This window comes from Nocardiopsis potens DSM 45234 (genome assembly GCF_000341105.1).
Taxonomy (GTDB): Bacteria; Actinomycetota; Actinomycetes; order Streptosporangiales; family Streptosporangiaceae; genus Nocardiopsis_A; species Nocardiopsis_A potens.
This window is the reverse complement of sequence record NZ_ANBB01000003.1, coordinates 93,652-113,356: the sequence shown is the minus strand read 5'-3', so window position 1 is coordinate 113,356 and position 19,705 is coordinate 93,652. Positions and strand designations below refer to the sequence as shown.

Here is a 19,705-nt window from a genome sequence, read left to right as displayed (position 1 = left end):
GGGGCGTTCCGCGGCCGGTCCCGGTGCCCGCCGCCGGGGCCGGAACGGCCCGCGGGGCGCGAGGCGCGGGGCGCGAGGGCCGGGCGGGGGAGGCGGGAGACCGCCTCCCCCGCCCGGCCCTCTTTGCGCGGCGGTCACCCGCCGGTGGACTCCAGGCGGAAGCCGACCTTCATCCCCACCTGGTAGTGGGCGATCTCGCCGTTCTCCAGATGGCCGCGCACCTGGGTGACCTCGAACCAGTCCAGCCCGCGCAGCGTCTCGCCGGCCCTGGCGATCCCGTTGCGGATCGCCGCGTCCACGCCCTCCGTCGAGGTGCCCACGATCTCGGTGACGCGGTAGGTGTGGTCGGTCATGCCGCCTCCTCGGTCGTACCGTTCTCTCCCCGGCCGGGAAGAGGGATGTGTCATACACCACATTCCCTTTCCGTCTCCGCCTCGTTCCCGCTCGGGAAGACCGACAATCCGCCCGCCACGCCTACTTTCCCGTCCCTTTACCGGACCCTCTGCAGTGCCATAGGTCCCTTGCCAGACAATTCGCCATTCATCGACAAAAGCGCACTTCGCTGAACTGTCCCGAGATCACGTCGTAACCGACTCTTGACGTACCGGAGGGGGTCGCGGTGTACATTGGTTTTCGGCGCTTCGGTCCCCCGTCGAAGCGCTTGGCCAGTGTTTCGAGCCCCCGTCGGAACACTGCGCGCGACGTCGGGTGGTTTGCCCCCGTAGCCACCCGGCGTCGCCTTTTTTCTTGTACCGATCCCGGCCGCGCCGCACCGGCGCCCCTCCGCCCTCCGGGCGCGGACCGCCCGGGCCGCACCAGGAAAGTCCCGAGTTGAACGACGACGCAGCCGCCGCCCCCGCCGAGCCCCCCGTGTGCTCCCGGAAGGGGTGCCGGGCCGCCGCCCGCTGGGCCCTGGTGTGGAACAACCCGAAGGTGCACACCCCCGACCGGCGCAAGACCTGGCTGGCCTGCGACGAGCACCGGGAGTACCTGGCCGCCTTCCTGGACCTCCGCGGCTTCCTCCGGGAGACGGTCCCCTTCGACGAGTTCGAGGGCTGACCTCGGCCGCTCCCGGAGCGGCCCGCCGGGGCCGGGAGCGGCCGGTGCGGCGCTCCCCCGGGGCGGCCGGTGCGGCGCTCAGCGGTCGCGCCGCCGGGCGGCGCCGAGCAGCTCGCGGGCGCGGGCCAGCTGCTCGGGAGTGTCGCAGTCGAACGCGGTCAGGTCCTGCTCGCCGGCCGGCGGGACGGGCACCGGCCGCAGCGGGCCGAGCAGCCCGCGCAGCGACCCGCCGGAGTAGCCGCCCAGGGCGGTCCGGAGCACCTCCGTGCGCCAGACGCCCAGCAGCCACTGCTCCCGCCCCCCGGCGTCCAGCAGCACCGCGCCGGCGCCCTCCTCGGCGGCGGCGCGCAGCGCGTCGATCCGCTCGGGGCGCAGGAACGGCAGGTCCCCGGCGAGCAGCGCGGTCCAGGGCTCGCCGACCTCGGCCAGCCCGGCGCGGAGCGCGGGCACCGGGCCCGCGCCCGGCGGGTCCTCCCGCACGTAGAGCGCGCGCGGCCGGTCCCGCTCCGGCCCCACGACCACGATCCGGCCCGGCGCCGCGGCGGCCACCCGCTCCAGCAGCGTCGCCCCGCCGGCCTCCAGGCCCGGCTTGTCCCGGCCGCCCATCCGGTCGGCCCGCCCGCCGGCCAGGATCACGCTGTCGCAGGCCTCGCGCACGCCCATCGCCGTCCTCCCGGCTCCCGCGCGGCCGGGCGGCCGCGCCCTGCCCCCAGTATGCGGACGGGGCGCGCCGGAGCCCGGCACCGGGTGCGCGAAGCCCGGGCGGGGCCGCTCCCGGCGCCCGCCGCTCCCGCGCCCGGCGGCGGCCCGGCGCCGACCGCAGAGCGCCGCACGGCCAAGCCCCCCTGGGCGGCGGCCGTCAGGCGTCGGCGGCGCGCAGGATCCGGTCGAGCTCCTCGGTGCCGTACTCGTCGACGACGAGGATCTCCGAGTCCGGCAGCAGCCAGTACCGCTGCCGGTACTCGGAAGGGCCGCCGGCCCCGGTGTCCAGGCAGTCGATCGTCCAGGTGCGGTGGTAGGCCATCAGCGACCCGATCGGGGCGAGGTCCTCGGCCCGCTCCGGCGGGCCGCCGTCCGCGCCCTCGGGGCGGGCCGGGCACTCGACCACGCCGGTGGAGGGGTGGTACGGCGCGTTCTCGTCCAGCGGGCCGTTCTCGTCGCCGGTGGCGATGGCGCCGGGGCCGAGCAGCAGCACGTGCGGGCAGTCGGCGGCCCCGGGTTCGGCGTCCGCGCCGCAGGGCTCGTCCGGGTCGGTGCCGAGCAGCACCCAGCCGTCGGTGACCGGCTCCCCCTGGAACCGGGCGTACTGGGACTCGCCCTCGACGACCCGCCAGTCCCCGGGCACCTCCAGGGACACGGACCGGTACTCGACGGTCTGCGTCCCGCCGCCGGCCCCGTCCTCCCACTCGGCGCCGGCCAGGGCCTCCTCCAGCGCCTCCAGGCCGTAGTTGTCGACGAGCAGGATCTCCCGCTCCTCCAGCAGCCACATCCGCTGCACGTAGTACCGGTAGTCCGAGGTGTCCTGCGTCCTGCCGTCCACGGGGGCGCACGGGACCGAGCCTTCGGCGTAGGCGGCCCGCTCCCCTCCGATGTCCGGGCTCCGCCTGTCCCACTCCTGCGGGCCGCGGTGGCCGGCGTCCCCCTCGGCGTGCAGCTCCACCCCGCCCGGGCAGGGGCGCAGCTCGCTCGCGGGGTTGTAGGAGGAGGCCAGGCTCTCCTCGTCCAGCGGGGCGTAGCCGGCGCCGCCGTAGGCGATGCCCTCGGGCCCCAGCACCTTCACGTGCTCGCAGCCGGTGTCGTTGTCGGTCCAGGACCACTCGGCGGAGGCGCACCCCTGCTGCCCCTCCGGGTAGAGCACCAGCCACTCCTCTGTCTTCCAGTCCCCCGGGGAGGAGAGCGCGCCGAACTCCTCCTCGACGGTGTCCGCGGCCCACCCCTCGGGCAGCGGGAGCGACATCCCCCGGTACTCCACCCGCTCCCCCTCCGGTTCGCCCGGCTCCTCGGAGGCCTCCGCGCCCAGCGGGAGGATCGGCTCGCCGGCGTAGAGCCGGCCCGCGGTCCAGCCGCCGGCGCCGACCGCGGCGACCGAGGCGGTCACCACGATCGCGGCCGCCACCTTGGAGGCCCCGGCGACGGTCCCGGCCCCCGCGGCGGCCCCGCCGAGCGCCCCGGTCGAGGCCGCTCCCGCCGCCCCGGCGGCGCCGGCGGCGCCGGCGGACGCCGCGCCGGCCGCAGCGGCCCCGGTGGCGGTGGCCGCCGTGCCCGCACCGGCCGCGGCCGCCCCGGACAGCGCCGCGGCCGAGCCGGCGGCCGCGATCCACGGGCCGGCGCCGCGCACCGCCTCGAACCCGGTCCAGGCCGCCCGGAGCAGCCCGCGCAGCCGCTCCCGGTCCCCGCCCTGCGGTGCGTCCGCGCCGGTGAGCGCGAGGACCTCGGCGAGCGCCGCGGCCGCGCCGGGCCGCTCGGCCGGGTCCCGGGAGAGCGCCCGGGAGACCACGGGGAGCAGCTCGTCCGGCACCCCCTCCAGGCCGGGCTCGGCGGTGCGGGTCCGCTCGACCAGTTCGGCGGCGCTCCCGGTGCCGAACGGGCCGCGCCCGGTGGCGGCGTAGACCACCAGCCCGCCCCAGGCGAACACGTCGGTGGCGGGGGTCTCCGGTTCGCCCGCCAGCCGCTCGGGGGCGACCCAGCCGGGGGTGCCGTACACGCCCTCTTCGGGCGTCCGGTCGCCGGCCGCGCGGGCGATGCCGAAGTCGAGCACCTTCGGCCCGCCGGGGGCCAGGATCACGTTGGCCGGCTTGACGTCGCGGTGCACGATCCCGGCGGCGTGGATCGCGGCGAGCGCCTCGGCGGTGCCGGCCGCGAACGACAGCAGCGCCCGCCCGCCGAGGGGGCCGCGTTCGCGCAGGTGCCCGCTGAGCGTGCGGCCGGGGACGAACTCGGTGGCCATCCAGGGGGTTCCGGCGTGCGGGTCGGCGCCGTAGAACGCCGGTGCGCACTCGGCGTCGACCCGTGCGAGCAGCTCGGCCTCGCGCGCGAACCGCTCCCGGAACACCGGGTCGCCCGCGTGGCGGGGGTGGACGACCTTGACCGCCACGCGGCGGCCGCCGCCGTCCAGGGCTCCGTAGACCGCGCCCATGCCGCCCGCGCCGATCCGCCCGACGATCCGGAACGGGCCGACGGTCCGCGGGTCGGCCTCCTCCAGCGGGGAGAATCCGGTGGGCAGGGGGCGCGGTTCCGCTCCGGGACCGCCTGCATCGGGGGACATGCGCGCCTCTTCTCTTCTTCGCTCTGCTCCGGTCCCCGGCCCGGGGAGGCGGGGACCGCACCTGGTCCGCCGGAGGGAGGGACGCGGCGGGCGCGGGGGCCGCCGCCCCTTCCGGGCCCGCAGGTCCGGAAGCGGTCCTCCGTCGACGCTCTAGGATGCGCGGTCTCCGCTCCCCGTTCCAGTCCGCCGGCGAAAGAGGTACGCGACCGGAACCCCGGCGGGCGGACCGGGCGGCGCCCGGGGCGGGCCGGCCGCTCGGGAGCCGCCCCCGAGGGCGCCCTCGGGGGGCTTGCCGCCGCCCTTCACCCCAATGGTCGTCGGGCCGACCAGCACCGGAACCGCCAATGCTCTTCTGGAGGTCCGCAGTGTCCACCGCCCCCGACACCGCACCCGCATCCGACACCGGCCTCCGGCGGCGGGTCGCCGACCTCACCGACCGGGCCGAGATCGCCGACCTGTTCACCCGGCACTGCCACTGGCTCGACGCGGCGCCGGGCGGGTGACCGGGCCGGTCAGGGCCTCCGCACCGCCTCGGCCGGCGGGCGCCCGGCCGGGGCGGGCGGCGCCGCGCGCCGGCCGGCCGCGAGCAGGCCGAGCAGGGCCGAAGCGAGCTGGACCGCGCCGGCCAGGGCCAGCGCGAGCGGCAGCCCGGCGGCCAGCGCGCCGGGGGAGGCCTCGCCCACGACCAGCCCCATCACCGCGATCCCCAGCACCACCCCGACCTGGCGGGCGGCGTTGAAGGCACCGGAGGCCAGACCGGCGGCGCCGGGCTCCACCGCGGCCAGCACCGCGTTGGTGACGGCGGGCACCACCAGCCCGAGCCCGCCCCCGACCAGCAGGAACGGCACGGCCAGAGCCGGGTGGCTCGCGGAGTGCACCGCCGGGACCATCGCCCAGAACCCGGCGGCCGCGGCGGCGCCGCCCGCGACCAGCACGGCGCGCAGGCCGAACCGGGCCGCGGCCCTGCTGCTGAGCAGGTTGGCCGCCAGGATCGCGGCGGTGGCCGGCAGCAGCGCCGCCCCCGCCTCCACCGGCGAGTACCCCCAGCTCTTCTGGAAGAACAGGCTCAGCACGAAGACCAGGCCGTAGAAGGAGAAGTTCAGCAGCGCCCCGATCAGCACGGCCGAGGTGAACGCGCGGCCGCGGAACAGCGCCGGCGGCAGCATCGGCTCGGCGGCGGCCCGCTCCACCAGGAGGAACCCGGCCAGCCCGAGGGCGGCCGCGGCCAGCAGCGCCCAGACCACAGGCGCGGACCAGCCCAGCGTGTTCGCTTCGACCAGGCCCGCGGTCAGCGCGGACAGGAAGAGCACGGCCAGCAGCTGGCCGGGGAGGTCGAAGGCGCGCGGGGCGCGGCCGGCCGCCCGGGCCGCCTCTCCGGCGCCGAACCTGGCCAGTGCGATGCCGACCGCGGCGATCGGCAGGTTGATCAGGAAGACCGACCGCCAGCCGGCCTGCTCGATCAGTACTCCGCCGAACAGCGGGCCGAGCGCGAGGGCGAGGCTGCCTCCCGAGGCCCACATCCCGACCGCGCGCGCCCGGGCGGCCGGTTCCGGGAAGGCCCGGTTGACCAGGGCCAGCGACGAGGGCAGCAGCAGCGCCGCCCCCACTCCCTGCACGGCGCGGGCCGCGATCAGCGCGCCGGGGCCGGTGGCCGCGGCGGCGGCCAGCGAGGCCGCCGCGAAGAGCGCGAACCCGGCCTCGAAGACCCGCCCCGGGCCGAACCGGTCGGCCAGGGTCCCGGCGCTGAGCAGGAACGCGGCGAAGGTGAGCGTGTAGCCGTTGACCACCCATTCCAGCGCGGCCATGCCGGCGCCCAGGTCCCGGTCGAGCGCGTCCGCGGCGACGTTGACCACGCTGACGTCGAGGGTGACGACGACGGCCCCCAGGCTCGCGGAGGCCAGCGCCCAGCGGCGCCGCCTCCAGGGGGCGGTCGAAGGATCGGCTGCGGGCATGGCTGTCCTCGCTTCGTTCGCGGTCTGCTCCCCGGCGCGGGGAGATCGGAAGGGGGTCGGCCGGCCCCGGCGCGCGCCGCGCACGGCGCGCATAAGATGTTCGATGCAGATCGAACAGCCGTGAGTGTACGACCGCCATCGAACACTTTGCAATCCCGGGAGGCCCCGATGCCGTCCGCGTCCCCTCGCCACCGCAGCTCCCCCGAGCACGCCGACCCCGGCGACGTCACCCTGCACGCCGCGCTGGCCGCGCTGGCCGACCCGGTCCGCCGCCGGCTCATCCGCGAACTCGCCGCCGCCGAGGACTGGGCCCGCGCCTGCGGCACCTTCGACCTGCCGGTCGGCAAGGCGGCGCGCAGCCACCACTTCGCGGTACTGCGCTCCGCCGGCCTGCTGGAGCAGCGCGACTCCGGCGCCAAGCGCCTCAACCGGCTGCGCCGCCCCGAGTTCGACGCGCGCTTCCCCGGACTGCTCGACCTCGTCCTCGCCGAGAAGGACGGGGAGGAGGACCCGGGGGCGGAGCCGGCCCCCGGCGGCCGGGACCGCTGACGGGGGAGGGAGGAGTCCCGGCACCGGGAAGCGGCGCCCGTCCCGCTCAGTGCGCCGCCCCCGGGACGCCGGACCGAGCGGGACCGAGCGGGGACCCCGCCCGCTCGAAGCACGCGGCGGTCGCGGCGCGGCGAAGCGACGGAGAAGGCCCTCCGATGAAACCGGACCCCGCCCGGCGGTTCACGCCCCCGTCCCCGCCCTGGTTCCGATACGCCCGCCGAGCGCCCTCCCGGGCCGGACCGGCGGGAGGCGGCCGCGCCCCGCTCCGCGCCGGTCCGCGGTGGTCAGCGGGCCGGGGCGGGCCGCCGGTCCAGGTGGTCCAGGACCGCGGAGGTGAAGGCCTCCGGCGCCTCGAAGGGCAGGGCGTGGCCCCCGGGCAGGCGGAGCAGTTCGGCGTGCGGGATGAGCCGGGCCTGCTCCTCCTGGTGGCGGGGCGGGACGATGCGGTCATCGGTCCCGGAGATCAGCAGGGTGGGCGCGGTGATCTCGGGGAGCAGCGCGGCGACGTCCACCGCGAGGTCCGCCTCGACCTGGCGGACGAAGCCGTCCGCGGCGCCGTCCAGCAGCGCGGCGAACCCGGCCGCAGCCGCCTCGAAGTCGGCGGCGGTGCGCGAGCGCAGCGTCGCCTCGCCCATCGCGGTGGCCTGCAGCAGCCGGGCCTGGAGTCCCGGGTCGATGCGCATCAGCCGCAGCCACAGGTCGAACTGGAACGCCATGTGCGGGTCGGTCCGGACCCACCCGGCGTGCGCGGTCAGCGAGAGCACCCGGTCCGGGACCGTGCCGGCGACGGCGGTGGCGACGACCGCGCCGAGGGAGTGTCCGACCAGGTGGAACCGGTCCAGCCCGGCGTGCCGGGCCGCACCCAGCACCTCGGCCACCAGGTCGTCGACGGTGATCGGCCCGCCGGGATCGGTGGTCGCGCCCGAGCCCGACAGGTCCGGGGCGACCACGGTGAACCGGTCCGCGGCGGCCTCCGCGAGCGGCGCCCAGTTGCCCTCGGCGGTCGCGCCGGTGCCGTGCACCAGCACCAGCCCGGTCCCGGTTCCGGCGCGCAGGTAGTGGACGCCGCCGACGCCGGCGGAAAGGGGGACGTCTGCGATGGGCATGCCTGCTTCTCCTCGTCGGTCGCTATCGGGGGTCGGTGTCGGAGGTCGGCGTCGGGGCTTCGCGGCGGCCCGGTCGCGGCGGGAGCCGCCGGTCAGGCCGTCGGCGCGGGGTCCGCGGCCCGATGCGGCGGGGCCGGGCGCGCGGCCGCCACGGACACCATTCCATTCGTCTCCTGATGACCATAAGAGTCCTGATACACATCAGAGGTTGCACGACGAGCGAAGTCGCGTCAACTCGACTGGTAGAGTCCATGGGCACATCAGGGCCCTGATGCTCTGAGCGGAGGAGGCGGCATGGCGGAGCACGGCGCCGAGGAGGAAGAGAAGGTCCGCGCCTCGGTGGCCTGGCGCCCCGGCAACGCGATCAAGCAGGCCGAGCAGGCGCTCATCGCCGAGAAGACCCGGGTGCTGCGCCCCTTCGGGCTGACCGTCCCGCAGTACGTCGCGCTCTACGCGCTGTCGCTCGCGCCCGGCGCCTCGGGGGCGCGGCTGGCGCGGCTCTGCTCGGTCACCCCGCAGAGCATGACCACGGTCCTCAAGACCCTGGAGTCACGCGGTCTGATCGAGCGGCACCCCTCCCCCGACCACGCCCAGGTCCTGGTCACCCGGCTGACCGAGGAGGGCTCCGCGCTCCTCGCCGGGGCCGACGCCGCCGCGGTCGCGGTGGAGCGCCGCCTCCTCGGCGCGTTCACCTCAGAGGAGGCCGACCGGCTCCGCTCCCTGCTGGAACGCGCCATCAGGACCCTGGCCGACCAGGGCCCCTGAACCCCTGAGCCGCCGCCGGAAAGAGCCGGGGCGGCGCCCCTTCGCGCTCCGCGGCGGCCGGCCGGGCGGAGCGGACGGCCCGCGCACTCCGCCGGGCGAGCGGTGTGCCGGGTGCCGCCGGGGCGCGCCCCGGCGGCCGCTCTCAGGGCTTGCGGGCCAGGCCGCAGTACTGCTCGACGTCGGTTCCGGGGCCCTCCTCGGGGCGCCAGCGGTTGGCCGGGACCACACCGGGGTCCAGCAGTTCCAGGCCGTCGAAGTAGGAGGCGATCTCCGCCGGGGTGTGCGCCCGGTAGGGCAGCGCGGCGCCGGCGTTCCAGCGCTCCAGCGCCTCGGCGCTGGCCGGGTCCTCCGGCAGCACCAGGTCGCACAGGGCGAGGAGGCTTCCCGAGGGCAGCGCGTCCAGGTAGCGGCCGATGAGGGCGCGGGCCTCGGCGAAGTCGGGGATGTGCCCGATCGTGCCGAGCACGGTCAGCCCGATCGGGCGGTCGAAGTCGAGCAGCCGGCCCGCCGCCTCCAGGACCTTCTCCGGTTCGCGCAGGTCGGCGTCGACGAACTCGGTGGCCCCCTCCTCGGTGCCGGCCAGCAGGGCGCGGGCGTGCACCAGCACCATCGGGTCGTTGTCCACGTAGACCACCCGGGCGTCCGGCGCGACCGCCTGGGCCGCCTCGTGGGTGTTGTTGTGCGTGGGCAGCCCGGTGCCGATGTCCAGGAACTGCCGGACGCCCTCCTCCCGGGCCATGGAGGTGACGGCCCGGACCAGGAAGCCCCGGTCCGCGCGGGCGCCCTGGACGATCTGCGGGTAGACGTCCATGATGCGGTCGCCGAGCTCCCGGTCGACCGGGTAGTTGTCCTTGCCCCCCAGCCAGTAGTTCCACACCCGCGCCGAATGCGCCACCGTGGTGTCCACGCCCGAGGGGGCGCCGTCGCCGGAAGGCGTGCCGGTCATCTGCGTCACTTCCCATCGGGTCGGGAACGCGGCGCCGGGCCGGCGTCCGCTGCGCGCATTCTCGTGTCCCCCGGCGAAGCACCGCAACCGGCGGGCGCCCCGGCCCCCTTGCGCCCCAGGGGTTTCCTGCGGTCACAGCGGTGGCGGGCGCCCGGCCGCGGCCTCATCCGGCCACCGCCCCGCAGCGGGACTCAGTCCCGCTCCTCCAGTGCGCGCAGGCGGGCGGCGGCCGCGTCGATCTCGTCCTCGGTGAAGACGGCGATGCCGGCGTCGGCCAGCAGGCGGGCGGTGACGCCCGGCCCGGGCACGGTGGAGCCGGTGAACGAGCCGTCGTAGACGCGGTGCAGCCCGCAGCTGGGGCTGCCCTCCTTGAGCACCGCGACGGCGACGCCGTGCTCGCGGGCGGCGGCCAGGGCCGCCCGGGCGCCGTCGGTGAAGTACCGGGTGACGTCGGCGCCGTCCGGGGTGCGGATGGCGGCGGTGCCGTCCAGGACCGCGCGGGCGCCGGCGCCCGCGGCGATCTCGGCGGGCGGGCGCGGCACCGGCAGGCCCCCGGAGACCTCCGGGCAGAACACCACCAGGCGCCGCTCGGCCCGCCACCGCGCCAGGACCGGGTGCTCCGACGTCTTGGCCCGGCCGTCGTAGCGCACCGGCCGCCCCATCAGGCAGGCGCTGACCATGACCTTGTGCACGTCCCGGCCCCCTCCCTCGTGCGGCGGCCCGGCCGGGGACGCCGCGGGCGGAGCGGCCCCCGGCCGCCCCGCCCTTCCGATCCTACGCACCGGTGCACCCCGCGCCGGGGCGCGGGCGCCTCAGCGGTGCCAGTCCTTGCGGACGCTGCCCTTGGAGGCCCGGGTGCTCCCCTTCTTCTCCCGGATGCGCATGCTGACCTTCACCGGGGTGCCCTCGAAGCCGAACTCCTCGCGCAGCCGGCGCTCCACGAAGCGCCGGTAGTTGTCCTCCAGGAACCCGGTGGTGAACAGCACGAAGTGCGGCGGCCGGGTGTCGGCCTGGGTGGCGAAGAGGATCTTGGGCTGCTTGCCGCCGCGCACCGGCGGCGGGGTGGCCGCGATCAGCTCCTTGAGCCAGCTGTTCAGCCGCCCGGTCGGGACCCGGGTGTCCCAGCCCGCCAGGCCGGTCTCGATCGCCGGGACCAGCTTCTCCACGCTCCGGCCGGTCTTGGCGGAGATGTTCACCCGCGGCGCCCAGGCGACCCGGGACAGCTGCCGGTCGATCTCCTTCTCCAGGTAGTAGCGGCGCTCCTCGTCGAGCGTGTCCCACTTGTTGAAGGCGAGCACCAGCGCCCTGCCGGACTCCACCACCTGCTCCACGACCCGGATGTCCTGCTCCGCGAGCGGCTCGGAGACGTCCATCAGCACCACCGCGACCTCGGCCCGCTCCAGCGCCGAGGAGGTGCGCACGGTCGCGTAGTAGTCGGCGCCCTGGAGCTGGCGGAACCGGCGCCGGATGCCCGCGGTGTCGATGAACTTCCAGGTGATGCCGCCCAGGTCGATGAGTTCGTCGACCGCGTCCCGGGTGGTCCCGGCCACCGAGTCGACGACCACCCGGTCCTCCCCGGCGAGCCGGTTGAGCAGGCTGGACTTGCCGACGTTGGGCCGCCCGACCAGGGCGATGCGGCGCGGCCCGCCCTCCTCCTCCGCCGGTTCCCCGCCGGCCTGCTCCGGGAGGGAGCCGACGACCGCGTCCAGCAGGTCGCCGGTGCCCCGGCCGTGCAGCGCGGAGATCGGGAACGGCTCGCCCACGCCCAGGTTCCACAGCACCATGGCGTCGGCTTCCTGCAGCTCGCCGTCGACCTTGTTGGCGGCCAGCACCACCGGGCGGCGGGTGGCCCGCAGCACCCGGGTGACGGCCGCGTCGGCGTCGGTGATGCCGACGGTGGCGTCCACCACGAACAGGATGACGTCGGCGGTCTGCGCCGCGTACTCGGCCTGCCGGGCGACCATCGCGGCCAGGCCCTCGGCACCGGTCTCCCAGCCGCCGGTGTCGACGAGCGTGAACGCCCGCCCCTGCCAGGAGGCGTCGTAGGCCACCCGGTCCCGGGTGACCCCCGGAACGTCCTCCACGACCGCCTCGCGGCGCCCGATGATCCTGTTGACCAGCGACGACTTGCCGACGTTGGGTCGTCCGACGACCGCGACGACGGGCTTGACGGCGACCTCTTCGCCCTCGGCCGCCCCGGCTTCGAAGGCTTCGGTGTTCTCACTCATGCGAAAAAATCCAATCCCGGTACATCGCCCCCACGCGCCCAGGCCGCGTGCCGTGAGGACGGCAGTGTCGGCGCCCGGCCGGACCGGCCGGGCGCCCGTTCCGCGCGGCCCGGTGCGGGCCGCGCCGGCTCATCCGGCCGCGGGGCTCGCCTCCGCGGCGGCGGCCTCGTCGGCCAGGCCCGACACGAGGTCGATGACCTCCTGCAGGCCGAGGCCGGTGGTCTCCAGCTCCACCGCGTCCGCGGTGCGGGTCAGCGGGGAGACGGCGCGCGAGGAGTCCATCCGGTCCCGGCGGGCCAGCGCCTCCTGGGTGCCGGCCACGTCGTCGCTGCTGTTCTCCTTGCTGCGCCGCTGGGCGCGGGCCTCCGCGCTGGCGGTGAGGAAGACCTTCACCTCCGCGTCGGGGGCGACGACGGTGGTGATGTCGCGCCCCTCGACCACGATCCCTCCGGACTCGCGCCGGGCCCGCGCGATCGTGTCGCGCTGCATGGCCACGAGCCGCTCGCGCACCGCCGGCACGGCGCTGACCGCGCTGACGGACGAGGTGACCTCCTGGGTCCTGATCTCACGGGCGACGTCGGTGCCGTCCACCTGGACGGTGGGGGCCGACGGGTCGGTGCCCATGGTGATGACCGGCTTCGATGCGGCGTCCGCGACGGCCACCGCGTCCTCCGCCTCGACGCCGTTGCGCAGCATCCACCAGGTGATGGCGCGGTACATCGCCCCCGTGTCCAGGTACTCGAGGCCGCGTGCCCTGGCGACGCCCTTGGACGTGCTGGACTTGCCCGAACCGGACGGCCCGTCGATGGCGATGACGATGCCCGGCCCGGCCGCGTCCTCCACGCCTTCCCCGGCGTTGCCCTGCGCGCTCACGTCGGTCCTCTCCCCAGGGGTCTGATTCCATCTCATCTCAACGACCCAGGGTACAGCCGCGCATCCCCTGCTCCGCCCGCGTCGCGGCGGGCCCGGAGGACCGCTCAGCCGTGCACCGACCAGCCCTGCTCCTTGAGGGAGGCGGCCAGCGGCCCGGCCGCCTCGGGGAGCACGGAGAGCTGGGCCAGGCCCAGCGGCTGGCCGGGCGAGTGGTCCATCCGGACGTCCTCGATGTTCACCCCGGCCGCGCCGACCTCGGCGAACAGCCGGCCCAGCGCGCCCGGCTCGTCCGGGAGGACCACGGCCAGCTCGGTGTAGCGGGAGGCGGCCCGCTCCGGCTCGCCGTGCTTGCCGGGGATGCGGTCGCGGCCGGCCCGGCCGCGCTCCAGGATGTCGCGGATCCCGCCGCCGGTGCCGCGCTGCTCGGCGCGGAGCCGCTCGGCGGCGCCGGCCAGGTCGGCCGCCATGGCCTCCAGGACGTCGGCCACCGGGCCCGGGTTGTGCCCGAGGATCTCGGTCCACAGGCCGGGGTCCCCGCCGGCGATCCGGGTGACGTCGCGCACCCCCTGGCCGGACAGGCGCAGCGCCTCCGCCTCGCCCTCGACCAGCCGCGCCGCGACCGCGGAGGAGGCCACGTGCGGTGCGTGCGAGACCAGCGCGACCGCCCGGTCGTGGGCGTCGGGGGCCATCGCCACCGGTTCGCCGCCGCACAGCCGGGCCAGCTCGGTGACGGCGGCGACGGCCTTCGGCCCGGCCTCGGCGGTCGGGCAGAGCACCCAGGAGCGGCCGAGGAAGAGGTCGGACCGGGCGGCCGCGGGGCCGCTCTTCTCCCGGCCGCCCATCGGGTGGCCGGGGACGTAGCTCGCCATGTCGCAGCCGATCCGGGCGGCCTCGGCGACCACCCCGGCCTTGACGCTGGCCGCGTCGGTGTAGACGTGCGCCAGCCCGGCCCGCTGGGCGCCGAGCAGCGCGCGGGGCACCACCGCCGGGGGCGCGGCGACCACCGCGACGTCGGCCGGCGGCCCCGCGTCGGCCGGGTCGACCGCCTCACCGGCGCCGATGTCGCAGGCCAGGCGGAGGTTGCGCGCGTCGGGGTCGTACAGCCCCACCCGCACCCCGTGCTCCCGCAGCGCGAGCGCGATCGACGTCCCGATCAGCCCTGCGCCCACGACCACGGCGCGGTCGATCATCCCCCCACGGCCCCTTCCGTCCGCTCTTCCCCCCGCTGATCAGCGGAGACCCCAAGCGTACCGGGGAAACCCGACCCGGGGCGCACCCGCGCGGCCGGCGGCGAGCGGTCCTCCGGCTCCCCGGGCGGGGGGCCGCCGCCCGGGAGGGCCGTCCCGCACCGGCGGCGAGCGGTCCCGGGCGGCCGCGGGCCTCCGGGGCAGGCGTCCGCCCCGGGTGCGCAGGGCGGGGGCCGCTACGTCCGGCGGGACCCCGGGGACCCCCTCCCGGCCGGGCCCGGGAAGCGGGAGCGGCCCCCGCCGGGAGGGCGGGGGCCGCGGTGTCCGGGGCCGGGGCCCTTCCGTCGGCGGAGGGGCGCCCGGGCGGGCGTCACTGCGCGATGTCCAGCCGGAGCGCCTGGGCGCCGCGCAGGTAGACGTGGTGCAGCTCGGCGCGGGGCCGGTCGGTCTCCACGTGGGCCATCAGCCGGACGACCCGGGGCAGCCCGTGCGGGACGGCGATCTCGCTCGCGCACATCAGCGGCACGTCGGAGAAGCCGAGCTTGCGGGCGGCCAGGGCCGGGAACTCCGAGGTGAGGTCGGTGGTCGCGGTGAACAACACACTGATCACGTCGTCGGTGTGCAGCCCGTTGCGCCGCATCACCTCCGAGACCAGCTCCGCGGTGGCCTCCAGGACGAGCTCCCGCTCGTCCGCGTCCACCTGCACCGCACCACGGATCGCTCGAACTGCCACTGTGGTTCCGTTCCTCTACTGGCCGTCGTTCCTCTGCCCGCTCCACTGTGCACCATCCGGCCGGGGCGCGGGTACTCCGCGCCCCGGCCGGGCGGGGCTACATGCCGGCGGCCGCGTACAGCTCGCCGATCTCGCGGGCGGTGAGCGCGCGCATGGTGCCCGGCTTGAGCACGTTCAGGTCGATCGGGCCGACCTGGGTGCGCGCGAGGTCGGAGACCGGGTGGCCCACCGCCTCCATCAGCCGGCGCACGATGTGCTTGCGCCCCTCGTGCAGGCGGATCTCCACCAGCGCCTTGGGCTCCAGGTTCTCCACCACCCGGAAGGAGTCCACCTCCACCGGGCCGTCCTCCAGCTCGACGCCGTCGCGGATCTCCCGCGCGACCTCGCGCGGCACCGGGCCCGGCACCTTCGCGATGTAGGTCTTGATGACCTTGTACCGCGGGTGGGTGAGCCGGTTGGCGAGCTCGCCGTCATTGGTGAGCAGGATCAGGCCCTCGGTCTCGGTGTCCAGCCGGCCGACGTGGAACAGCCGCTCCTCGGTCTGGCCCGCGTAGTCCGCCAGGGTGGGCCGCCCCTCCGGGTCCGACATGGTGCTGACCACGCCGCGCGGCTTGTTCAGCGCGAAGTAGAGCCGGTCCGGGGAGGCCGCCACGAGCATCCCGTCCACCCGGATCTCCGAGGTCTCCGGGTCGACCCGGGCGCCGAACCGGCGCACCACCTGGCCGTCCACGGTCACCCTGCCGTCGGAGATCAGCTCCTCGCAGGCCCGCCGGCTGGCCACCCCGGCCTGGGCCAGGGCCTTCTGCAGCCGGATGCCGCCGGGGACGTTCTGGTAGGTGTCCCGCGGGCCGCCGTCGGAGCGGTCCTCGTCGGCCGGGTCGTACTCGGAGCGCAGCGCCTTCAGCCGGGCCCGCGCCGCCGGGGACAGGTCGCGCTCGCTGCGCGCGCCCTGGTCCGGTGCGGGGGCGGAGGAGCGCTCCGCGCCCCGGCCGCCGGCACCGCCGGAGCGGCGGTCCCGGTCCCCGTGGGAGCGGCCGCGGTCGCCGCGCGCGTCCCCGCGCCGGTCGTCACGGCGCTCGTCGCGGCGGTCGCCGCGGGGCCGGTCGTCACGGCGCTCGAAGCGGCGCTCGCCCCGGGGGGCGGCCCGACGGTCGTCGCGGGAGCCGCCGCGCCGGTCGTCGCGGTCGCCGTAGGGGCGCCGGTCGTCCCGGAAGCCGCCCCGGCGGTCGTCGCGGCGGTCGTCCCGGCCGCGGTCGCGGTCACCGTAAGGGCGCCGCTCCCCGCGGTCCCGGTCGCCGTGCGGGCGGCGGTCCCGGTCGCCGAACGGGCGGCCCCGGTCCTCCCCGCGGTCCGCACGCGGACCCCGCCGCTCGTCCCGGCGGTCATCACGGCGGTCGTCGCGGAACCCGCCCCGGCGGTCGTCCCGCCGGTCGTCCCGGAATCCGCCGCGCCGGTCGTCCCGGCGCTCGTCCCGGTCGCCGTAGGGGCGCCGGTCGCGGTCCCCGTAGGAGCGGCCGCGGTCGCCGCGCGCGTCCCCGCGCCGGTCGTCCCGGAATCCCCCCCGGCGGTCGTCGCGGCGGTCGTCGCGGCGGTCGTCCCGGCCGCGGTCGCGGTCGCCGTAAGGGCGCCGGTCCCCGCGGTCCCGGTCGCCGTGCGGGCGGCCCCGGTCCTCCCCGCGGTCCGCACGCGGACCCCGCCGCTCGTCGCGGCGGTCGTCGCGGAAACCGCCCCGGCGGTCGTCCCGCCGGTCGTCACGGCCGTGGCCGCGCTCGGAGCGCCGCTCGTCGCGGAAGCCCCCGCGCCGGTCGTCCCGGCGGTCATCGCGACGGTCGTCCCGGCGGTCGTCGCGCCGGAAGGGGCGCTCGGAGCGGTGGGAGTCGCCGCGCTCACCGCGCGGGGCGCCTCGTCCGCGCTCACCGCGCGGTCGGAAGGAGTCCCGCTCACCGCGGGACCTGTCGTTTCTATGTGGCGTGTTCACCGGTGTCGTCAATACCTTCGATGTCGTCAGGCAGGAACGGGGCGAGATCCGGGAGGTCGTCGAGGCCCATCAGCCCCAGACGCTCCAGGAAGTAGCTCGTCGTGCGATACAGGATGGCGCCGGACTCCCGGTCCTGGCCCGCCTCCTCGATCAGCCCCCGCAGTACGAGGGTACGCATAACTCCGTCGCAGTTGACACCCCGGACCGCCGAGACCCGGCCCCGGGAGACCGGCTGCCGGTAGGCGACCACCGCGAGCGTCTCGAGGGCGGCCTGGGTGAGCCGGACCTCCTGCCCCTCCTTGAGGAAATGCTCGACGACCTCCGCGCATTCCGGGCGGGTGTAGATCCGCCACCCCTCGGCCACCCGGCGCAGGTCGAAACCGCGCCCCTCGGCGGTGTACTCGGCGGACAGCTCCTCCAGCGCGTCGGCCACGTCGCCGACCGGGCGGCCCAGCCCCCGGGCCAGCTCGAAGGCCTCCACCGGCTGGTCCACCACCATCAGCACCGCCTCCAGGTCGCGCCGCAGGGCGCGGTCGGCGACCCCTCCCGCCGCGGCCGCGGCCCCCGGGGCGTCCTCTCCCACGGTCACGCGCCCTCCCTTCCGCCGCCCTCCGCCTCGCGCGGTGCGGCGTCGTCGTAGTCGTCCTCCACGGCCACCTCGCCGACGGTGTCACCGGTCCAGCTCACCAGCAGCTCACCGAGCGGCTCGGGCTGGTCGAGGCCGACGTTGGCGGCCCGGTACAGCTCCAGCAGCGCCAGGAACCGGGCGACCACCTCGAAGGTACCGGTGCAGTCCTCGGTCAGCTCGGCGAACGTGAGGCTGCCGTGCTCCCGCAGCGCCTCCACCACCAGCGCGCCCTGCTCGCGCACCGACGTCTTGGCCTGGTGGATGTGGGTGACCGGCACACTGGGCGGCTCCCGGGGGGTGAACACCCGGCCGGCCAGCGCCGCGAACTCCTGCGGCCCCAGCCTGATCAGCACGTCGGGGCGGGACTCGGCGAACCGGTCCTCCAGCCGCACGGCGCGCGCGAACCGCCGCCCCTGGGAGGCCATCCGCTCCGACAGCACCGCGGCGACCTGCTTGTAGGCCCGGTACTGCAGCAGCCGGGCGAAGAGCAGGTCGCGCTCCTCCAGCAGCGCCAGGTCGTCCTCGTCCTCGACGTCGCCGCGCGGCAGCAGCCGCGCCGCCTTGAGGTCCAGCAGGGTGGCCGCCACCAGCAGGAAATGGCTGGCCTGGTCGAGGTCCCAGGATTCGCCGTGCGCCTTGATGTAGGCGATGAACTCGTCGGTGACCTTCGACAGCGACACCTCGGTGATGTCCAGCTTGTGCTTGGAGATCAGCCCGAGGAGCAGGTCGAAGGGCCCCTCGAAGTTGTCCAGGTGGACCCGGAAGCCGCCGCCCCCGCTCTCCTCCCCGGCCTCGCCCCCGGTGCCGTCTTCTGTCATTCCTCTAGGTTGGCACCGCCGCGCCGGTGGTCGGACCGGGCGCGCCCGGCGCGCCGGGGGCCGCCGATCAGCCGCTCAGCCGGCGGACCAGCATGCTGCTGTCGCCGTTCTCCTCGAAGTCGGCGAGCAGCACGCCGACCGCCTCCCGGACGATGCGGCCCCGGTCGGCGCTGAGGCCGTACTCGGCGCGGAGCGCCAGCCGGGTCTGCTCCAGCGCGAGCAGCTCCGCGGCGGAGACGTAGACGGTGATCTTCTCGTCGTGCCGCTCCCGGCCGCTCGGCTCGGGCGCACGGCGGCGGGGCGGCTTCGGCCGCTGCGCGGGGGCGGCCTCCGGCGCGCCGGCGCCGGCCGGAGCGGCGGGCTCCGGCTCGGCACCGGCCGGTTCCGCGGAGCGGAAGAACATCTCGTCCGCCCCCGGCAGCGTCACCCGGCGAGGCCGCTGCTTGGCCATCTGGCCAGCACCTCCTTCGCGAGGTCGCGGTAGGCCGCGGCGCCCGCGGACGAGCTGTCGAACCGGGTGATCGGCTCCCCCGCCACCGTCGCGTCCGGGAACCGGACGGTCCGGTTGATCACCGTGCCGTACACCTTGTCGCCGAAGCCGTCGATGATGGTGGACAGCACCTCGCGGGCGTGCAGCGTGCGCGGGTCGTACATGGTGCCGAGGAACCCGTCGATGACCAGGCGCTCGTTCAGCCGCTCCTGGACCTTCTCGATGGTGTCCATCAGCAGCGCCACCCCGCGCAGCGCGAAGAACTCGCACTCCAGCGGCACGATGACCCCGTCGGCCGCGGTGAGCGCGTTCACCGTGAGCAGGCCCAGCGAGGGCTGGCAGTCGATGAGCACGACGTCGTACTCGTCGATCACCGGGCGCAGCGCGCGGGCCAGCATCTGCTCCCGGGCGACCTCCCCGACCAGCTGCACCTCGGCCGCGGACAGGTCGATGTTGCTCGGGATGAGGTCGAGTCCGTCGACGTCGGTCTTGAGCAGGACGTCGCCGACCGTCACGTCCCGCTGCATGAGCAGGTTGTAGACGGTGAGGTCGAGCTCACGGGGGTCGAGCCGCCCCAGCCCGACCGAGAGCGCGCCCTGCGGGTCGAAGTCGACGAGCAGCACCCGCCGCCCGAACTCCGCGATCGCCGCGCCGAGGTTGATGGTGGTGGTCGTCTTGCCGACGCCGCCCTTCTGGTTGCACAGTGCTACGATCCGTGCCGGACCGTGGCGCTCCACCGGAGCGGGCTCCGGATAGCCGCCCTGCCGTGATCTCCCGGTCTGCAGTTCGTCCCCCGTGCTGCGTGGTTCTCCCCATGGGTCGTGCGCCGATCCGCCCTGCACTCCCCCGTCGGCCGGGGTCTGCGCCTCCGCGCCGTCGTATCGAGACCAGCTCACAACCCTTTGACCTCCCTACGGACCGGCCATGGCCGGACCTGGCGGATCCGCCCCGTCGGCCGGCCGTCGGAAAAAACTCAATATGTCGACAGCGACCTACCGTCGTGCGGCGACTCTAGAACGACCGCACGGGGTGATTCAACGCGACACTCTACGCGCTCGGAACGCCCCCTTGCGGCACTTGTCCGGCTCCGGATCCGCTCCGCGCCCCGCCCGGCGCCGCGATCCCCTG

20 protein-coding genes are annotated in these 19,705 nt (G+C 76.2%); 4 read left to right on the top strand and 16 right to left on the bottom strand.

What is annotated here, in order from left to right; genetic code table 11:
• Window positions 1-134: 134 nt before the first annotated feature.
• Window positions 135-353 carry a dodecin gene (locus D459_RS0101935; protein ID WP_017591301.1) on the bottom strand — a complete coding sequence of 73 codons (219 nt, stop codon included), beginning with the start codon at window positions 351-353 and terminating at the stop codon, window positions 135-137.
• 478 nt (window positions 354-831) lie between these two features.
• Between D459_RS0101935 and D459_RS0101930 the strand changes: the two genes are divergently transcribed.
• A complete protein-coding gene (locus D459_RS0101930) occupies window positions 832-1,059 on the top strand; it encodes a hypothetical protein (protein WP_017591300.1) in 228 nt (75 codons plus the stop codon).
• A 78-nt stretch (window positions 1,060-1,137) separates the two neighbouring features.
• On the opposite strand, the gene mobA is transcribed toward D459_RS0101930, so the two are convergent.
• Together mobA and D459_RS30395 are read right to left on the bottom strand one after the other, a co-directional pair.
• On the bottom strand, window positions 1,138-1,722 hold the full coding sequence (gene mobA, locus D459_RS0101925) for a molybdenum cofactor guanylyltransferase (protein ID WP_017591299.1): 585 nt from the start codon (window positions 1,720-1,722) through the stop codon (window positions 1,138-1,140).
• Between the two features lie 196 nt (window positions 1,723-1,918).
• A complete protein-coding gene (locus tag D459_RS30395; RefSeq protein WP_051065297.1) occupies window positions 1,919-4,324 on the bottom strand; it encodes a serine/threonine-protein kinase in 2,406 nt (801 codons plus the stop codon).
• A 365-nt stretch (window positions 4,325-4,689) separates the two neighbouring features.
• Between D459_RS30395 and D459_RS35745 the strand changes: the two genes are divergently transcribed.
• The gene (locus D459_RS35745) at window positions 4,690-4,827 is read left to right on the top strand and encodes a hypothetical protein (protein WP_017591298.1); all 138 of its coding nucleotides are present in this window, start codon (window positions 4,690-4,692) and stop codon (window positions 4,825-4,827) included.
• 9 nt (window positions 4,828-4,836) lie between these two features.
• Here D459_RS35745 and D459_RS0101910 read toward each other — a convergent pair whose 3' ends face one another.
• The gene (locus D459_RS0101910; RefSeq protein WP_017591297.1) at window positions 4,837-6,276 is read right to left on the bottom strand and encodes an MFS transporter; all 1,440 of its coding nucleotides are present in this window, start codon (window positions 6,274-6,276) and stop codon (window positions 4,837-4,839) included.
• A 168-nt stretch (window positions 6,277-6,444) separates the two neighbouring features.
• Here D459_RS0101910 and D459_RS0101905 point away from each other — a divergent pair, with 168 nt between their 5' ends.
• Window positions 6,445-6,825 (top strand): ArsR/SmtB family transcription factor, encoded by a 381-nt coding sequence (locus D459_RS0101905; RefSeq protein WP_017591296.1) that lies wholly within the window; start codon window positions 6,445-6,447, stop codon window positions 6,823-6,825.
• A gap of 284 nt (window positions 6,826-7,109) precedes the next feature.
• On the opposite strand, the gene D459_RS0101900 is transcribed toward D459_RS0101905, so the two are convergent.
• Window positions 7,110-7,931, bottom strand: a complete 822-nt coding sequence (locus tag D459_RS0101900; protein WP_017591295.1) for an alpha/beta fold hydrolase — start codon at window positions 7,929-7,931, stop codon at window positions 7,110-7,112.
• 294 nt (window positions 7,932-8,225) lie between these two features.
• On the opposite strand from D459_RS0101900, the gene D459_RS0101895 reads away from it, so the two are divergent.
• Entirely contained in the window at window positions 8,226-8,696 is a 471-nt protein-coding gene (locus D459_RS0101895; RefSeq protein WP_017591294.1) for a MarR family winged helix-turn-helix transcriptional regulator, read from the top strand.
• A 142-nt stretch (window positions 8,697-8,838) separates the two neighbouring features.
• On the opposite strand, the gene D459_RS0101890 is transcribed toward D459_RS0101895, so the two are convergent.
• The 11 genes from D459_RS0101890 to D459_RS0101840 all read right to left on the bottom strand — a co-directional run bounded on the left by D459_RS0101890 (window position 8,839) and on the right by D459_RS0101840 (window position 19,473).
• The gene (locus tag D459_RS0101890) at window positions 8,839-9,642 is read right to left on the bottom strand and encodes an SAM-dependent methyltransferase (protein WP_017591293.1); all 804 of its coding nucleotides are present in this window, start codon (window positions 9,640-9,642) and stop codon (window positions 8,839-8,841) included.
• Between the two features lie 191 nt (window positions 9,643-9,833).
• Window positions 9,834-10,334, bottom strand: coding sequence for a DUF523 domain-containing protein (locus tag D459_RS0101885; RefSeq protein WP_017591292.1), 501 nt, complete (start codon window positions 10,332-10,334; stop codon window positions 9,834-9,836).
• A gap of 120 nt (window positions 10,335-10,454) precedes the next feature.
• Entirely contained in the window at window positions 10,455-11,870 is a 1,416-nt protein-coding gene (gene der, locus D459_RS0101880) for a ribosome biogenesis GTPase Der (RefSeq protein WP_017591291.1), read from the bottom strand.
• Between the two features lie 129 nt (window positions 11,871-11,999).
• Entirely contained in the window at window positions 12,000-12,743 is a 744-nt protein-coding gene (gene cmk / locus D459_RS0101875) for a (d)CMP kinase (protein WP_017591290.1), read from the bottom strand.
• A 104-nt stretch (window positions 12,744-12,847) separates the two neighbouring features.
• The gene (locus D459_RS0101870; RefSeq protein ID WP_017591289.1) at window positions 12,848-13,933 is read right to left on the bottom strand and encodes a prephenate dehydrogenase; all 1,086 of its coding nucleotides are present in this window, start codon (window positions 13,931-13,933) and stop codon (window positions 12,848-12,850) included.
• 367 nt (window positions 13,934-14,300) lie between these two features.
• Complete coding sequence (gene aroH, locus D459_RS0101865; RefSeq protein WP_026119970.1) at window positions 14,301-14,663, bottom strand: chorismate mutase; 363 nt, start codon at window positions 14,661-14,663, stop codon at window positions 14,301-14,303.
• Window positions 14,664-14,760: 97 nt separating this feature from the next.
• A complete protein-coding gene (locus D459_RS34035; protein WP_017591287.1) occupies window positions 14,761-16,641 on the bottom strand; it encodes a pseudouridine synthase in 1,881 nt (626 codons plus the stop codon).
• Window positions 16,625-17,230 (bottom strand): SMC-Scp complex subunit ScpB, encoded by a 606-nt coding sequence (gene scpB / locus D459_RS0101855; protein WP_017591286.1) that lies wholly within the window; start codon window positions 17,228-17,230, stop codon window positions 16,625-16,627. Before scpB ends, D459_RS34035 begins: the two co-directional genes overlap by 17 nt.
• Complete coding sequence (locus tag D459_RS0101850) at window positions 17,227-18,087, bottom strand: segregation and condensation protein A (protein ID WP_017591285.1); 861 nt, start codon at window positions 18,085-18,087, stop codon at window positions 17,227-17,229. The genes scpB and D459_RS0101850 overlap by 4 nt, the downstream gene beginning before the upstream one ends.
• 67 nt (window positions 18,088-18,154) lie before the next feature.
• Window positions 18,155-18,538 (bottom strand): hypothetical protein, encoded by a 384-nt coding sequence (locus D459_RS0101845; protein WP_017591284.1) that lies wholly within the window; start codon window positions 18,536-18,538, stop codon window positions 18,155-18,157.
• Window positions 18,511-19,473, bottom strand: coding sequence for a ParA family protein (locus tag D459_RS0101840; RefSeq protein ID WP_026119969.1), 963 nt, complete (start codon window positions 19,471-19,473; stop codon window positions 18,511-18,513). Before D459_RS0101840 ends, D459_RS0101845 begins: the two co-directional genes overlap by 28 nt.
• Between the last annotated feature and the right edge of the window lie 232 nt (window positions 19,474-19,705).

Coding starts and splice junctions, on each gene's coding strand:
- D459_RS30395 (WP_051065297.1), bottom strand. CDS start 4,324: ATGTCCCCCGATGCAGGCGGTCCCGGAGCGGAACCGCGCCCCCTGCCC.
- D459_RS0101850 (WP_017591285.1), bottom strand. CDS start 18,087: ATGACAGAAGACGGCACCGGGGGCGAGGCCGGGGAGGAGAGCGGGGGC.
- D459_RS0101905 (WP_017591296.1), top strand. CDS start 6,445: ATGCCGTCCGCGTCCCCTCGCCACCGCAGCTCCCCCGAGCACGCCGAC.
- D459_RS0101845 (WP_017591284.1), bottom strand. CDS start 18,538: ATGGCCAAGCAGCGGCCTCGCCGGGTGACGCTGCCGGGGGCGGACGAG.
- D459_RS0101900 (WP_017591295.1), bottom strand. CDS start 7,931: ATGCCCATCGCAGACGTCCCCCTTTCCGCCGGCGTCGGCGGCGTCCAC.
- D459_RS0101895 (WP_017591294.1), top strand. CDS start 8,226: ATGGCGGAGCACGGCGCCGAGGAGGAAGAGAAGGTCCGCGCCTCGGTG.
- D459_RS0101935 (WP_017591301.1), bottom strand. CDS start 353: ATGACCGACCACACCTACCGCGTCACCGAGATCGTGGGCACCTCGACG.
- mobA (WP_017591299.1), bottom strand. CDS start 1,722: ATGGGCGTGCGCGAGGCCTGCGACAGCGTGATCCTGGCCGGCGGGCGG.
- D459_RS0101870 (WP_017591289.1), bottom strand. CDS start 13,933: ATGATCGACCGCGCCGTGGTCGTGGGCGCAGGGCTGATCGGGACGTCG.
- der (WP_017591291.1), bottom strand. CDS start 11,870: ATGAGTGAGAACACCGAAGCCTTCGAAGCCGGGGCGGCCGAGGGCGAA.
- D459_RS0101910 (WP_017591297.1), bottom strand. CDS start 6,276: ATGCCCGCAGCCGATCCTTCGACCGCCCCCTGGAGGCGGCGCCGCTGG.
- D459_RS0101890 (WP_017591293.1), bottom strand. CDS start 9,642: ATGACCGGCACGCCTTCCGGCGACGGCGCCCCCTCGGGCGTGGACACC.